12 protein-coding genes are annotated in these 15221 nt (G+C 59.8%); 4 read left to right on the plus strand and 8 right to left on the minus strand.

Annotated elements, in window-relative coordinates:
• Positions 1-45: 45 nt before the first annotated feature.
• The 7 genes from VOI21_RS20280 to VOI21_RS20310 all read right to left on the minus strand — a co-directional run bounded on the left by VOI21_RS20280 (position 46) and on the right by VOI21_RS20310 (position 7156).
• On the minus strand, positions 46-1434 hold the full coding sequence (locus tag VOI21_RS20280; protein ID WP_323771780.1) for an FGGY-family carbohydrate kinase: 1389 nt from the start codon (positions 1432-1434) through the stop codon (positions 46-48).
• Positions 1431-1745 carry an L-rhamnose mutarotase gene (rhaM, locus tag VOI21_RS20285; RefSeq protein ID WP_323771853.1) on the minus strand — a complete coding sequence of 105 codons (315 nt, stop codon included), beginning with the start codon at positions 1743-1745 and terminating at the stop codon, positions 1431-1433. The genes VOI21_RS20280 and rhaM overlap by 4 nt, the downstream gene beginning before the upstream one ends.
• Positions 1745-2731: an ABC transporter permease gene (locus VOI21_RS20290; protein WP_323771781.1), complete on the minus strand. Its 987-nt coding sequence runs from the start codon at positions 2729-2731 to the stop codon at positions 1745-1747. Before VOI21_RS20290 ends, rhaM begins: the two co-directional genes overlap by 1 nt.
• On the minus strand, positions 2728-3711 hold the full coding sequence (locus VOI21_RS20295; RefSeq protein WP_323771782.1) for an ABC transporter permease: 984 nt from the start codon (positions 3709-3711) through the stop codon (positions 2728-2730). The genes VOI21_RS20290 and VOI21_RS20295 overlap by 4 nt, the downstream gene beginning before the upstream one ends.
• 9 nt (positions 3712-3720) lie before the next feature.
• On the minus strand, positions 3721-5241 hold the full coding sequence (locus VOI21_RS20300; RefSeq protein WP_323771783.1) for a sugar ABC transporter ATP-binding protein: 1521 nt from the start codon (positions 5239-5241) through the stop codon (positions 3721-3723).
• A 68-nt stretch (positions 5242-5309) separates the two neighbouring features.
• On the minus strand, positions 5310-6311 hold the full coding sequence (gene rhaS / locus VOI21_RS20305) for a rhamnose ABC transporter substrate-binding protein (protein ID WP_323771784.1): 1002 nt from the start codon (positions 6309-6311) through the stop codon (positions 5310-5312).
• A 38-nt stretch (positions 6312-6349) separates the two neighbouring features.
• Positions 6350-7156, minus strand: coding sequence for a DeoR/GlpR family DNA-binding transcription regulator (locus VOI21_RS20310; RefSeq protein WP_323771785.1), 807 nt, complete (start codon positions 7154-7156; stop codon positions 6350-6352).
• Between the two features lie 187 nt (positions 7157-7343).
• On the opposite strand from VOI21_RS20310, the gene VOI21_RS20315 reads away from it, so the two are divergent.
• The 4 genes from VOI21_RS20315 (at position 7344) to VOI21_RS20330 (ending at position 13092) form a co-directional block, all read left to right on the plus strand.
• Positions 7344-9446, plus strand: coding sequence for a bifunctional rhamnulose-1-phosphate aldolase/short-chain dehydrogenase (locus tag VOI21_RS20315; protein ID WP_323771786.1), 2103 nt, complete (start codon positions 7344-7346; stop codon positions 9444-9446).
• Between the two features lie 52 nt (positions 9447-9498).
• Positions 9499-10740 carry an L-rhamnose isomerase gene (locus VOI21_RS20320; protein WP_323771787.1) on the plus strand — a complete coding sequence of 414 codons (1242 nt, stop codon included), beginning with the start codon at positions 9499-9501 and terminating at the stop codon, positions 10738-10740.
• Positions 10741-11234: 494 nt separating this feature from the next.
• Complete coding sequence (locus VOI21_RS20325) at positions 11235-12062, plus strand: phosphogluconate dehydrogenase C-terminal domain-containing protein (RefSeq protein WP_323771788.1); 828 nt, start codon at positions 11235-11237, stop codon at positions 12060-12062.
• A gap of 7 nt (positions 12063-12069) precedes the next feature.
• Entirely contained in the window at positions 12070-13092 is a 1023-nt protein-coding gene (locus VOI21_RS20330; RefSeq protein ID WP_323771789.1) for a Gfo/Idh/MocA family oxidoreductase, read from the plus strand.
• A gap of 235 nt (positions 13093-13327) precedes the next feature.
• On the opposite strand, the gene VOI21_RS20335 is transcribed toward VOI21_RS20330, so the two are convergent.
• Entirely contained in the window at positions 13328-15172 is a 1845-nt protein-coding gene (locus VOI21_RS20335) for a hypothetical protein (RefSeq protein ID WP_323771790.1), read from the minus strand.
• Positions 15173-15221: the final 49 nt, after the last annotated feature.

Below are 15221 nucleotides of genomic sequence, written 5' to 3' on the forward strand. Positions count from 1 at the left end.
CCGCGCCATTTGGCCAAGCCCACGGTGACCTGCGGCGGTCGGAACTCAAAGCGCCAGATCGCCTGCGAACTGGGTCCATGCCTCGGCATAGGCGCGCATTTCGGCCAAGTGTCGCTCTTTGGTTGGTGAAATGGTGTCACCTTCAGTAGCGAATTGGGCCTCTTGGCAGGCGACAATCGCGGCACCTTGGCTTGTCCCGGTCTGGCCCTTCGACGCCACAACCGTCGACTGTGTCGCGACCGCCAACATGCGCAAGAAAATAGGGTTGGCGGCAAAGGGCCCCTCAACGATGATGGAGCCCTGATGGCCCGTGTTTTGCAGGCACCGCGCGACGACAAGCGCAAGGTAGAGCGCAACTTCCGCGCCACGCAAAGCGGTGCCGGGCGCAGGCTGGGCACCGATCCATTGAGCCTTTTGACCGCGAAAGGGGCCGGTCTCCGGGGCAAATCCGGGCAGAATCATACGTTGTTCCGCCAAGATGACGGCCAGCGCGGCGTCGTCCGGTTCCGGGTAAGGCCCCAACGTCGCCAGATCGTGTTCACGCCCGCCCATGAAGCGGGCAGAGGGGACCGGGTCGCCAAGCGCGTTGACGTTGATCAGCACGTCCTGCTCCGGATCAAGCGTGACATCCTTGCCGCCGACGGTCATCGCAACAACCCATGTTCCGGTCGATACCACGCTGAACGGTTGTTTGTTGGCAAGGATATGCGGCAGCAGCGACGCGTTGGAATCGTGGATGCCGCAATAGACTGGTGTCTCCGGGGGCAGCCCGGTCAGCGCGGCGACTTCCGGCAGCACCGGTCCCAGAATGTCGCTGGATTTCTTGGCCGGCGCGATCTGGTTGCGGATGCCAAGCGCATCCACAAGCGACGAAAAACAGCGGCGATGCGGGTTCCAAAGGTCGGTGTGACAGCCCAAGGAGGTCACATCGGTTGCCCCGATTCCGGTCAGGCGGTGTCCCCAGTATTGCGGATAGGTCACGATCTGATGCGTGCGTTCCGCCAGCCCGGGATGGGTCGCAAACTGCCAGAATAACTGCGCGCCGATATTCAGCCCCAAGCGCAATCTTGGTGACCCCGTCTCAGAGAAGGGCGGACGGATCGCGTCATAATCGGCGGCAGTCTCGTCGGGGCCGGTGTGCTCATAGTCCAGAATGGGCGCCGCCAGCGTTCCAGCACGATCCAGCAACGCGGCGCAGGCACCGTGGGTGGTGATCGAAATCGCTTCGATACCCTGCTGCGCATGGAATTTCTGCAACCCTTCCAACAGGAATGCCCAATGCCCTTCGGTGTCGAAATGCGGATAGGGTGGGCCGGGTCGCACCGTGTTGGGCCGGGTGATAACGGCGATTTCCGACAGGTCGGCAAGATCGACCAGCGCCAGCTTGGCATTGGTCTTGCCGATGTCGATGACGGCGACATGACCCGTCTTCATGGCATATGAAAGACGCAGACAAGCTCCGTCACGACGGGTTCATTGTTGGGGTGGGTTTCCATGATGTCCGCCATATGTGCCCACCATTTCCGCATGATTTTAGTTGTGGGGAGGGCATCCATCCCGTGGTCCTCTTTCCGCCAGAGGACACCGAACAGGGTATCGGTGTCCCGGTCGAGGTGGATCGAGTAATCAGAAACACCAGCCTCTTTCAGAAGGCTTACCAGTTCCGGCCAGATCTCATCGTGGCGCTTGCGGTACTCGGCCTCGCAGCCCGGGGTCAGCCGCATCTTGAAGGCGTGTTTTTCCATCATCGTGCCTTCCACATGGACCAGAGCCGCGGCAGGGCGATGACCCCGATCAAAAGTGCACCGATGACGATGGACATCACGATGCCCGGCACGTTCAGCAGCCCCAGACCAAATGTCACCAGCCCCATGACAAAGGCCGCGATCACCACGCCCGGAATGCTGCCAGACCCGCCAAGGATGTTGACGCCACCGAGGACGACCATTGTCACCACCTCCAGTTCCCAGCCGAACGCGATGGAGGGGCGGGTAGAGCCCAGCCGGGAGGTAAGACAGACCGCCGCAACACCGGCCATCAGCCCGGTCAGCAGGAACAGGATGAATTTGACGCGTGCCACCCGGATGCCCGAGAACAATGCCCCCGTCGGGTTGTTACCAATGGCGTAGACTGCGCGGCCAAAATTGGTTTTGTGCAGAAGGATGCCGTAGATCACCGCAAGGATGGCAAACAGCACCAGTTCGAAAGAGATCACCCAGAACACGTAGCCCTGACCAAAAAAGGCAAAGTCTGTCGGATAGCCTTTGTAGACCTGATCGCCCAGCACGATGTAGCTGATCCCGCGAAACAGGCTCATCGTGCCGATGGTGACCACGATCGAGGGCAATCCCATTCGGGTAACCAACACGCCGTTGAACGCGCCGCAGATCAGCCCGGTGCCAAGCCCGACAACGACCAGCACAGGTGTGCCCGCCCCGGCCTCAACAGCCGCGCCCATTGCGGTCGAGGCCAGCGCGATGATCGCCGCAACCGACAGGTCAATCTCACCCGAGATGATCAGCAGCGCCATGGCAAAGGCAATCATCGCCTTTTCGGTAAAGTTGAAGGTCGCGTCGCTGAGGTTCCAGGCGTTCAGGAAGTAGGGCGACGCAAAGCTATTGGCGACAAAGATGGCAATGGCCACCACCAGCAGCAGCGATTCCCAGCTTTTCAGGCGCTTCTGAAACGGCGATTGCAGCCGGTCGGGGATGAAACGGGTTGTATCGGTCATACCGCGTGCTCCGCTGACTTGAGGATGATCCGGCCCTTGGTCTGTGAGGCGCGGGCGTTGACTGCGACGGCAATGATGATCGCCGCGCCCGAGATGGCCAGTTGCCAGAACGGTGAGACATTGATGACCGGCAGGGCATTCTTGATCACGCCAAGGAACAGCGCGCCCAACAGCGCGCCGCCGACAGTGCCAATGCCACCGGCGATGGAAATGCCGCCGATCACGCAAGCCGCCACAACGTCCAGTTCGAACCCGCTGGCGATGTCCACGTAGGCCACCGCGTAGCGCGATACCCAAAGATACCCGGTCAGCCCGGCCAGCGCCCCAGAGATGGTGAAAGCCCAGAACTGGGTGCGGCCTACGTTGATGCCGGTATAGGTCGCGGCGTGGGGATTGCCGCCCACCGCATAGGCCGCGCGGCCCAGAGATGTGCGTGACATGACAACGGACAGGACGATTACGGCAAGGATCGCAGTCCAGCTGAGGATTGGCAGGCCCAAAAGCTCGGCCCGCGGAAACGCCTTGAACGCCGGGCTCATCTCATGGCTGTTGACCCATTTTCCGTCTGAAATCAGAAAGATGATACCGCGAAAGATGGTCATGGTGCCAAGCGTCACCACAATGGGCGGAATGCCCAGCTTCCACACGAGGACGCCGTTGGCCATTCCCATGACGGTTCCCAGTGCGATGGCGACAAGCAGGATCACCGCTACCGGCAGGCCGGGAAAGGCGACGTTGATCATGGAAACGACCATGCCGGTCAGGGCCAGATTGGCGGCAACAGACAGGTCGATACACTTGGTCAGGATCACCACCATCTGCCCGATGGCCAGCAGGATCAGCGGCGAGGTGTCGTTGAACACATCCGCCAGATTCGACGGCGCGACAAACGCCGGAAAGCGTGTGGCGATCAGGGCCAGCAACACGGCAATCGCACCGAGCAGCAGGGTTTCGCGCGAAGTAATAATGCGATGGAGCATGACGGGTCCTCAGATGCCGGCCGCGTGACGGACAAGGGTTTCGGGGGTCAGGTCGTCGCCTGCCAGTTCGGCGGCAATGCGGCCTTCGCGCATGACGATCACCCGATCGGACATGCCAAGGATCTCAGGGATTTCCGAACTGACCATGATCACGGCCAGTCCCTGTGCGGCCAGTTCGGCCATGAATTCGTGCACCGCCGCCTTTGATCCGATGTCGATGCCCTTGGTCGGTTCATCAAGGATGATCACCTTGGGCTGGGTCGCCAGCCATTTGGCAATCACCACCTTTTGCTGGTTGCCGCCGGACAGGTTGCCAACCTCTGTGTCCAGTGAGGCGGCGCGCAGATCGAGCCGACGGGTGTATTCACGCGCAAGGCTGAATTCCTCCGCCATGCGCAGGAACCCGTTGCGAGAGGTGCGGCCCAAAGACGGCAAGGTAACGTTCTGAAAGATTGGCAGCGCGGTGATCGCCCCTTGTTTGCCGCGATCCTCGGGGACGTAGACAATCCCGTAGGTGATGGCGTCGGCCGGGGACCGGATGATGCGGATATCTCCGTCGATCTTGGTCACGCCTTTCGACGGTTTGGTGATGCCGAACAGGGCTTGCATGAACTCGGACCGGCCTGCGCCGACCAATCCATAAAAACCAAGGATCTCACCCCGGCGCAGGGTAAAGCCGATGTCGGCAAATTCTGTCGGGTGGTCGTAGCCCACAACCTGAAGAACCTCGTCGCCGATATGGCTCTCACGATGCGGGAAGACCTGAGAGACATCGCGGCCCACCATCATCTTGACCAGTTCGGCCTCCGTTACGTCGGAAATCAGCCCGTCGCCGACGAACTGACCGTCGCGGAAGACGGTATAGCGGTCGGCAATGCGGAAGATCTCATCGAACTTGTGGCTGATGAACAGGATCGCTTTGCCTTGTGCCTTCAGCGTCTCCACCAATTCGTAGAGTTCCTGAATCTCCTTGTGGGATAAGGCTGCGGTGGGTTCGTCCATAATCACCACACGGGCGTCGATGGACAGGGCGCGGGCAATTGCGACCAGATGTTTGTTGGCAATGCCCAGATCACGCAAACGATGCCCCGGGTCGATCTCAGCCCCGATGCTGTTGAGGATTTCCAAGGCGCGCCGCTGCATCGTCTTCCAGTCGATCAGACCGAATTTGCTGCGCGGGGCATGGCCGAGAAAGATGTTCTCGGCGACAGTGAGTTCGTCGAACAGAACGGTTTCCTGATGGATTGCGGTGATGCCCGCCTTTGCGGCGTCCTGCGAGTTTGCAAATTGGGTGGCCACGCCGTCCAGCAGGATGTCACCGCCGTCAGGTTGGTAGATACCTGTCAGCGTCTTGACCACCGTGGACTTGCCTGCGCCATTCTCACCGACCAGCGCCGTGACCTGACCGGGGTAGAGCCGCAGCGACACACCGTCGAGCGCCTTGACCCCGGGAAAGGTCTTGGTGATCCCGTCGAGTGCAAGAATGGGGGCCGTCCGGGGGGCGGCATCTGTCTGGGTTTGCATGAGCATGTCGGCAATCTGTTTTTGGGGCCCCGGCGCGCCAACGCGCCGGGGCCGAAGGACATCGGATCAGACGATCAGAAGATCGATTTGAAGTCGTCGATGTTCGAGCTGTCGTAGACAAAGGGATCTGCCATCGCGCCCTCGTTGTTTTCGTCCAGCGTGACGGAGCCCATGCGGCCCATCGAGATCTCGGCACCCGGTTCGGCCTTGGCCGCATCGGTGGCAAGGGCATGGGCGATCATTGTCGCCGAGTACCCCAGGTCGATCGGGTTCCAGATGGCAAAGGATTTGGACGCGCCGCTGTCGATAGCGCCCGCCATTTCAGAGGGCAGCCCCAGTCCGGTCACGTTGACCTGCCCCACTTTGCCGGCGTCCACGACGGCCTGCGCGGCGGCCACGATACCCACGCTGGTCGGCGCGATTATCGCGTCAAGGTCAGGGTACTTTTGCATAAGGCCCTGCGCCTCGCGGTAGGATTTATCGGCCAGATCGTCACCATAGACGGTCGTCACGACCTCGATGCCGGGGTAGTTGCCCATGACCTTTTCCATCTCGGAAATCCAGATGTTCTGGTTGGTCGAGGTGGTGGTGGCCGACAGCAAGGCCACTTGGCCACCGTCAGGCAGGTGGTCGGCGGCCAGCTTGATGATCATGTTGCCGATCAGCGGGTTGGACGACGGGTTGAGGTGCATCTGACGCCCTTCGGGAGCCACGCCTGAGTCCCATGAGATTACGGTGATGCCGCGCTGCATGGCCTTTTTCAGCACCGGCACCAGCGCGTCGGTGTCATTGGACGACACCGCGATGGCGTCGACTCGCTGTGCGATCAGCGAGTTGATGACCTCGATCTGCTCTTCGGCAGTGGTCCCGGTCGGGCCGGTGTAGATGATCTCGACCCCGCCCAATTCTGCGGCGGCTTCTTCGGCGCCCTTGTGAGCGGCCTCGAAGAAGCCGATGCCAAGTGCCTTGACCACAAGTGCGATGCGCATGTTGTCCTGCGCCATGGCGCTGGTGCCCATAAGGCTGGCGGCAAGGCTTGCCCCGGCGAGAAGCTTGGTAAAGTTGCGACGGATCATGGTGTCCTCCCTAAGATCACGTTTCGTGTAGAGGTCAGCTATGTGGCTGCCTCGCCCTCCTGCTGGACCGCGCCGGACTGGGCGACGATCAGCGTTACGTCCGCGGCCTCAAGCATGGCGGCGGCTTTGTCCGTGATCCCCTCGTCGGTGATCACGGTATCGATGCGGTCCAGTGGGCAAAGCACCAGACTTGACCGGTTTTCGAATTTCGAACTGTCGACAAGAACCACCAGTTCGTCGGCTTGCCCGATCAGCTTTTGTTCGGCCTGGATCAGGAGTGGATCAGCCTCCATCAAACCGATTGGCCCCAGCCCTTGTGCGCCCATGAACATGCGACGGGCATAGAAGTTGCGTGTCACGTCATTGTCGAACGGGGACAGGATGATGTTCTGTTCGCGGTAGATCACACCGCCTGACAGCATGATCGTGTTCTTGGAATTCTTCAGCAGGTGCTCGGCGATGGGGAACGAGTTGGTAAAGACCTGACACCGGCGAGAGGCCAGCGGATGCACCATCTGAAAGGTGGTTGTGCCGCCGTTGATGATGATCGAATCGCCATCCGAACACAGATCGACGGCCGCGCGGGCAATCGCCTGTTTTTCGCGGCTGTGCATGGTTTCGCTGACGGAAAAGGGTCGCCCTGCAAGGCCCACAAATTGCGGCGGGCTGATGGCCTCGGCGCCACCTCGCACTCGACGCAACTTTTTCTGGGCGTCCAGCGATGCAATGTCGCGACGGATCGTGGCCTCGGACGCATCGGTCAGATTGCACAGGTCAATCACGGTCACGACCGGCCTGTCCTGTACGGCAGACAGAATGATCCTGTGGCGCTCTTTCTCGTGCATTTGGTCCTCCCTTGCCGATGACACTGGCCAGATTCGCGGTCTCTGTCAATCAATTTTGATCACAATCAATCATTCCGCGGCGCAGCATGATTGATTGTGATTGTTTTAGATTGACATTGCGCCGCACCCGGCGCAATTTCCCGGCAACAATCTATCGCGGGCGCCATGCGCCAAATGGGAGGACGCCATGTTGAAAACCAAAGAAAATCAGCTTCTTGAGAACCGCTGGGACCAAAGCGTAGCGCAGAACATGACCGAGTCGGAGCTGCTGCTGTATCGCTCCAACATTCTGGGGTCTGACAAGCGGGTGACCAATTACGGTGGCGGCAACACCTCGGCCAAGGTGATGGAGGTCGATCCACTAACCGGCGAGCAGGTCGAGGTGCTTTGGGTCAAGGGGTCGGGCGGCGATATCGGCTCTATCAATATGGACGGTTTTTCGACGCTTTACATGGACAAGCTGCAGGCACTGAAGGGCCTGTACCGCGGTGTTGAATTCGAAGACGAAATGGTCGCCTATCTGCCCCACTGTACCTACAAGCTGAACCCGCGGGCCGCCTCTATTGACACACCATTGCACGCCTATGTGCCTCGCACGCATGTCGACCACGTCCATGCCGACGCCATCATCGCCATTGCGGCGTCGAAGAATTCCAAGGATCTGACCCAAGAGGTGTTTGGCGACAAGATCGGTTGGCTGCCGTGGAAAAAACCGGGGTACGAATTGGGTCTTTGGCTTGAAAAATTCTGCGTCGAAAACCCCGATGCCGACGGTGTCGTACTGGAAAGCCACGGGTTGTTCACCTGGGGTGACACGGCAAAGTCCTGCTATGACAAGACCATCGAAGTGATCAACACCGCCACCAAATGGCTGGCGGAAAAGACCGAAGGCGTTGCGGCCTTTGGTGGCGCAATGCACCATAGCCTGCCGGATGCCGAACGCCGGGCAATTGCTGCAAGGCTAATGCCCGCCATTCGCGGATTTGTTTCCGGGAACCAGCACATGGTCGGCCATTTCAACGACAGTGATGCGGTGCTGGAATTCGTCAATGCCAAGGGAATGGAGCCATTGGCCGCGCTGGGCACCTCCTGCCCGGACCATTTTCTGCGCACCAAGATCCGCCCGCTAGTGGTGAGCTTCGATCCGGCGAAAGGCAATCTGGATGAGGTGCTGGCAGGTTTGCCCGCACAGATCAAAGCCTACCGCGAGGACTACAAGGCCTATTACGACCGCTGCAAACACGACGATTCCCCGGCGCTGCGCGATCCCAATGCGGTGGTTTACTTGGTGCCCGGCGTCGGCATGATCACCTTTGCCAAGGACAAGGCCACGGCGCGCATTTCGGGCGAGTTCTATGTCAACGCGATCAACGTGATGCGCGGGGCGTCGTCCGTCAGTGAATACACGGGCCTGCCGGAACAAGAGGCGTTCGACATCGAGTACTGGCTCTTGGAAGAGGCCAAGCTGCAACGGATGCCGAAACCGAAATCGCTGGCAGGGCGGGTAGCGCTGATCACCGGCGGCGCGGGCGGCATCGGCGCGGCGACGGCGGAACGGTATCTGGCCGAAGGGGCCTGCGTGATGCTGGCCGACATCGCCGAGGACAGCCTGAAGGCGACCCGGGACGCGATGACCAAGCGCCACGGCAAGGACGTGGTGCGCACGGTTTTGATGGACGTCACCGACGAAAGCGCCGTTGCCGGTGCCTTTGCCGAAATGGCGGTCGAATTCGGCGGCGTGGATATCCTTGTCTCCAATGCCGGTATCGCATCGTCGGCCCCGGTCGAGGAAACCACGCTGGCGCTGTGGAACAAGAACATGGACATCCTGTCGACGGGATATTTCCTTGTCTCGCGCGAGGCGTTCAAGGTGATGCGCGTGCAGGAAATGGGCGGCTCGATTGTCTTTGTGGCCTCCAAGAACGGCCTTGCCGCCAGCCCGAACGCCTCTGCCTATTGCACGGCCAAGGCGTCGGAAATCCATCTGGCGCGTTGTCTGGCGCTCGAAGGGGCCGAAGCGGGCATTCGGGTGAACGTGGTCAACCCGGACGCGGTCTTGCGCGGCTCCAAAATCTGGGAAGGCGAATGGCTGGAGCAGCGCGCCGGAACATACGGCACCGACAAGGACGGGCTGGAAGAGATGTACCGCAAGCGGTCTTTGCTGAAACGGTCGGTCCTGCCCGAGGACATCGCCGAAGCGGCCTACTTCTTTGCCGCCGAGACATCCGCAAAGTCGACCGGCAACATACTCAACGTCGATGCCGGAAACGTGCAGGCCTTTACGCGCTAAGACAGGGGCGGCTGGTGGGATGCGCTCCCACCGCGCCGCAGGGAGAAAGACCATGAACCTTTATGACAGCGCCAAGGCGCAGTTCGCCGATTGGGGTGTTGATACCGAGGCCGCGATTGACGCCCTCAAGACCATACCGATTTCCATGCATTGCTGGCAGGGCGATGACGTTGTGGGGTTTGAGACATCCACCGGAACATCCGGCGGCGGCATTCAGGCGACGGGCAACCATCCGGGGCGCGCGCGCACCCCGGACGAACTGCGGGCCGATCTGGACTTCGCCTATGCCAACATTCCCGGCAGCCACCGACTGAACCTGCACGCCATCTATATGGATACGGACGAAACACCGGACCGCGATGAGATCGAGTTTCGCCATTTCGCCTCTTGGGTGGACTGGGCAGCACAAACCGGGGTTGCGCTGGATTTCAATCCGACCTTCTTTGCGCACGCCAAAGCGGACGACAACCTGACCCTTGCTCATCCGGATAAAGGTATCCGCGACTTCTGGATTGAGCATGGACGCCGCTGCCGGGACATCGCGGCGCAGATGGGGGCAGCGCAGGGCAGCCCCTGCATCAACAACATCTGGGTGCCGGACGGATTCAAGGACACGCCGATTGACCGCATGGCCGCGCGCAGCCGGTTGGAGGCGTCTTTGAATGAGATGCTGGCCCCGCAACAAGACAAGGCGCAGATGCGCGACGCGGTCGAGAGCAAGCTGTTTGGCATCGGGGTAGAGGCCTGCACCGTTGGCAGCCATGAATTCTATCTTGGGTATGCAATCCGAAAGGGCACTTTGCTGTGCCTCGATATGGGGCATTTTCACCCGACCGAGAACATCGCCGACAAGCTGTCTGCCTGTGCCTTGTCGCTGGACGAGATCCTGCTGCATGTCTCCCGGCCCATGCGTTGGGACAGCGATCATGTGATCTTGTTGAATGACGACATTCAGGCCATGGCCAATGAATTGGTCAGCGGCGATCTGTTGGGCCGCACCCATATCGGGTTGGACTTCTTTGATGCCACCATCAGCCGCACGGCGGCCTGGGTCATCGGCACCCGAAACATGCAAAAGGCGCTTTTGCGGTCTTTGTTGCTTCCGCTGGATCGGTTGAGAGCCGCCGAAACCGCGCTGGATTTCACGACCCGTTTCGTGGTGACCGAAGAGTTCAAGGACATGCCCTTTGGTGTCGTCTGGGATGAATTCTGTCGCCGGATGGATGTGCCCTCCGGCCAGAACCTGATCCGCGATCTGGAGAGCTATCAAACCAAAGTTGCGACGCGCGGTTAGGCGATACGGGCGGGCATCACAGCGGGTCTTTAGTCGAGGTCAGGGCGCGACTTCCTTGCCCAACTGATTCCAAAGAAAGCGTGTGTCAGGTAGATCGTGATGCCGCTCGTATCCGACCATGTTGGTCCAAAGCCGGGCAAACAGATAGAAGCGCCAAAATGCTTCGCGCAGGTTGCGTGCCGGTTTCCATGCAAAACTCTGCGCGCCGTTTTCGTCACGGCGCGCAGATGTGTCGGCGCGTCAAGGCAGGTTCACGGGCTGCTGCGGACAGGGGGCGTACATACCTTGTCCGTATGTTGACCAAAGCCCCTCTAACGTGGCCTTTGACCTGTCGTTTCAGACCGCAAAAAACCTCGCGTTCTCAAGCGACGATACCACACTCGCCCAAGCAAGCTCGTCACGTTCTCTGGTTTTCCGGGGAACCTGTGAGTCTGGTATTGTGCTCGCCGAGTCGTGATCATATGCTTATTATACCAGTTGGCGGGGAGATTCACATGACTAAGGTTGCACTCTTTGGTGCGGGCGGAAAAATGGGCATGCGAAGTGCCCGCAACCTGCTTGATACAGACTTTGACGTCGCCCATGTCGAGATTTCCGAAGCCGGGCAGGCCCGGTTGAGGGATGCGTTGGGCAAGACCTGCGTCCCCGCCGAAGAGGCGCTCAAAGGCGCTGAGGTTGTTCTTCTCGCGGTGCCGGATACAGCGATCAAGGTTGTGTCACATGCGATCATCGATCTGGTTGAACCGGGCGCAATCGTCATCTGTCTGGACGCCGCCGGGCCTTTTGCGGGCCATTTGCCAAAACGCGAAGACGTCACCTACTTCATCACTCACCCCTGCCACCCGCCAATCTTCAACGACGAGGATACAGCCGAGGGCCGCAATGACCACTTCGGGGGCATTGCCGCAAAACAGGGCATCGTCAACGCGCTGATGCAGGGGCCGGATGAACACTATGCGCTTGGCGAAAAGGTGGGCAAGGCGATCTACGCCCCGGTCGTACGCTCGCACCGCGTCACCGTCGACCAGATGGCTCTTCTAGAACCCGGACTGTCCGAAACCGTCTGCGCGTCGCTGCTTTATGTAATGAAAGAGGCGATGGACGAAGTGGTCGCCCGAGGCGTGCCGGAAGAGGCTGCCCGCGACTTCTTGCTGGGCCACATGAATATCCTTGCCGCCGTTACGTTTGGCCAAGTCGAAGGCGTGTTCTCTGATGCCTGTTACAAGGCCATCCAGAACGGCCTGCCGGTCTTGATGAAAGATGACTGGAAGCGTGTCTTCGATCCTGAGGAAATCGCCGCCAGCATCGAGCGGATCACCTGAGCAAGCCATGTTGAGAGGGGGCATCATCGGGGCCGGTTTTTTTGCTGGCAACCATTTGAACGGCTGGAACATGGTCGAAGGGGCCGAGATCGTCGCTCTGTGCGACACTGACCCCGACCGACTTGCCAATATGGGCAACGCCTTTGGCATCAAAGCACTGTTTTCTGACGCGGCCAGGATGCTGGACAGCGAAGATCTGGATTTCGTCGACATCATCACAACGGTGTCCAGCCATCGCGCACTGGTCGAGCTGGCGATTGGCAAAGGCGTGAATGTCATTTGCCAAAAGCCTTTTGCCGAAAACCTGGACGATGCGCGGGCTATGGTTCACGCCGCTGATGCGGCGGGTAGAACATTGATGGTGCATGAGAACTTCAGGTGGCAGTCCCCCATCCGCGCCGCCATCGACGCCATACGTGACAATGCAATCGGCACGCCTTTCTTCTGCCGAGCGGCGTTTCGGTCAGGTTATGATGTCTTTGCGGGTCAGCCTTATCTGGCCAAGGGACAGCGGTTCATCATCGAGGATCTGGGGATTCACGTTCTGGATGTCGTGCGGGCCCTGATGGGGGATGTGACGCGGGTTGCCGCGCATATGACCCGTATCAATCCAAACATCATGGGCGAGGATGTCGCCACCATCTTGCTATCGCACGACAGCGGCATGGCAAGCGTCGTCGATTGTTCCTATGCCACCCAGCGCACGCCAGAAACGTTTCCCGAAACGCTGTTGGAAGTAGATGGCGACAAGGGGTCTTTGTACCTGAAGGCGGGCTACCAACTTGAGATACATAAGGACGGATCGATAGAGACCCGAGATGTGTCTCCGCCGCTTTTGGACTGGGCGGAACGCCCGTGGCACAACATTCAGGAAAGCGTCTACATCATACAAAAACACTTCGTCGATTGCTTGACGCATGGCACCACTCCGGAAACCTCGGGTGCCGACAACATCAAGACACTTACGTTGGTTGAGGCTGCATATCGGTCGGCCGCTGGTGGACAAACAATTGCAACGACCGCGTTGTGAATTCGACCCTACAGTGAGCTGCGGCGTTGCCAACTGGGGACCGGCCAAATCTGACCTTAGATTGGCCACCAGCTAACCGGTGGCGCCAACAACCGATGCAGGAGATTGTACCCGGTAGTCCGGGTGCAGGTCGCCGTGTTACGCCTCACAAATGCGGTCATCGTCCTCAGCGGTTTTCCAACGCACTCCGGCGCGCTGGGGACAGTTAGATCCGTTTGAAATCTCCCTCTGAACGTTAGCGGCTGGATTGTTCCGTTCTGAGGAAGGCAACCGAAAAGGGCCGCAATTCCGCATCCGTACTCTTTGAGTGTGTCGCAGTGTCCAGCCACTCGGCGGATGTGGTGGCCGCGTCGAAAGTCTCAACGTCAAGGCACAGGGTCTCCGCCGCATTGCCAAGTGCGACACGTCGCGCCCGGTCCGTGACATTGGCCAGCATGAAACAAAACGTGCCGTCCAGTTCAGCCCCGTAACCGGCGATACCTTCAGGCAATCCATTTAAGGATACTCTTGGGTGTCCCGTCATAGAGCACGCAGCACGCACGACGTGGTACAATGGGAAAACGGTCCGATCTGTTCCGTCATAGCCCGCTTGTGGATAGTCCGACTGATTGTACACCAGACCGAATGGCCCCGCCGGGGCGCCAAGACAAAGTGCTTCGACCTTGCTTCCTTCCGTCGCCGCCAGAACGCCCACGGCATAGGCGGCCCCGAACAGCGCCCGGTGACGTGGGTCGATCCGGGCCATGGTGCGTCGCACCTGTGTCGGGTTTTCGGCCACGGCGGCACCATAGGGGTTTGAGCGCATCCCAATGCTGGCCAACCCCAGTCTGTAAGGCAGCCCCTTTGCCAAGGCCGCAGTGCTGGCGAAGATTTGCGGCAGGGTTTCCAGCGTTTCCAGAACCGACATGTCGTCGCCCGCGTGAACGAGGGGGGTCAGCCCGTGCGTGATGTAATCACAGCCTGCGGTGTCCGGGCGGCAGCGGTTCACTTCGGTGAAATTTGTCAGCATTCCGCCACCAACAGCGGCTTGGGGAAAGGCGGACCGCACTGCCTCCAGCATGTCGTTCGGTGCTGGGCCTTCAGGCCAAGGTCCAGCCGGTTGGTAACTGCCAAGGTAGGAGTCGCGCAAGGCGATGACACGGGTCGGCGAAAGGCCCGCCGCCGTGATGGCACCGGCCACATCGCGCAACCCGTCTTCGACCAACATGTCGTCCGGCAGGACGATCTCCAGATCTGTGGCGGGAAAATCCCTTGCAAACGCGGCAAGGTCGGGGAAATCGGGTGCCCCCGGAGAGGTGCGCAACAGGATGTACGAAGCATCGAGTGCGGCGGAAGACTTGGGCAACCAGCCGGTCTCTACCGCCAGCCCTATGTCCAGAGCCTTACTTCTGGAGGCCTCAACCCTCAGGGCAGACCGTTCGCTTTCAGGCTTCACCGGAACCGCGTCACCTGAGAACCTCATGCGGATAGATTGTCGCGTCGGTTCTGTGATGTCGTATGTGAAGGGATACACCAGTGGCACACAATAGGTCTTGAAAGAGGCATCGGACCAGTTGCGCTGGTCCTCCATCTCAAAGACCTCGCCCTCGAAGTCAATTTTGACCGATTGGCCGTCAAGGCCGTATTGCAGCCCGGCGATGTCCTTCACAGGTTGGTTGGGCTGGATATGCTTGGGGAAGGTTGTTTCCTGAGATATTCCATCGGCGTGGGACACATGCAACGGCGCCCCGGCGATACCTTTGATGGGATGCAGAACGGTGAACCCAGCGCGATTGGTGGAAAAGGGTCCGCCCTTCGGGGTCATCACCAGATCGGCGAACACATCGCCGGTATCTAAGGCCCGGACACGCAGGTCACAGATCAACCTGCCATCGCCAACCTCAAACGTCAGGTGCGCAGTAAACCCGTCGCTATCGTCGATGGCCTCGGCGATGATCCGCGCCGGATAGGTGCCCCAGTTTTCATCGCGGATTGGCCACGCCAAAGCGCGGACAAGTTCCGTTCCATTCCACGTCAGACGGCGCAGACCGTCCTGCGAATAGTAGAAAGTCAGTGGACCAGTCGAGACTTTCCGCATCACCTGCGTGGGGTCCCCAGTTCCGTAGAGTTTCAAAAGAGTGTCCGCTTGC

It is taken from the genome of Antarctobacter sp. (assembly GCF_034670325.1).
Lineage (GTDB): Bacteria > Pseudomonadota > Alphaproteobacteria > Rhodobacterales > Rhodobacteraceae > Antarctobacter.

Coding starts and splice junctions, on each gene's coding strand:
- VOI21_RS20280 (WP_323771780.1), bottom strand. CDS start 1,434: ATGAAGACGGGTCATGTCGCCGTCATCGACATCGGCAAGACCAATGCC.
- rhaM (WP_323771853.1), bottom strand. CDS start 1,745: ATGGAAAAACACGCCTTCAAGATGCGGCTGACCCCGGGCTGCGAGGCC.
- VOI21_RS20290 (WP_323771781.1), bottom strand. CDS start 2,731: ATGACCGATACAACCCGTTTCATCCCCGACCGGCTGCAATCGCCGTTT.
- VOI21_RS20295 (WP_323771782.1), bottom strand. CDS start 3,711: ATGCTCCATCGCATTATTACTTCGCGCGAAACCCTGCTGCTCGGTGCG.
- VOI21_RS20300 (WP_323771783.1), bottom strand. CDS start 5,241: ATGCTCATGCAAACCCAGACAGATGCCGCCCCCCGGACGGCCCCCATT.
- rhaS (WP_323771784.1), bottom strand. CDS start 6,311: ATGATCCGTCGCAACTTTACCAAGCTTCTCGCCGGGGCAAGCCTTGCC.
- VOI21_RS20310 (WP_323771785.1), bottom strand. CDS start 7,156: ATGCACGAGAAAGAGCGCCACAGGATCATTCTGTCTGCCGTACAGGAC.
- VOI21_RS20315 (WP_323771786.1), top strand. CDS start 7,344: ATGTTGAAAACCAAAGAAAATCAGCTTCTTGAGAACCGCTGGGACCAA.
- VOI21_RS20320 (WP_323771787.1), top strand. CDS start 9,499: ATGAACCTTTATGACAGCGCCAAGGCGCAGTTCGCCGATTGGGGTGTT.
- VOI21_RS20325 (WP_323771788.1), top strand. CDS start 11,235: ATGACTAAGGTTGCACTCTTTGGTGCGGGCGGAAAAATGGGCATGCGA.
- VOI21_RS20330 (WP_323771789.1), top strand. CDS start 12,070: ATGTTGAGAGGGGGCATCATCGGGGCCGGTTTTTTTGCTGGCAACCAT.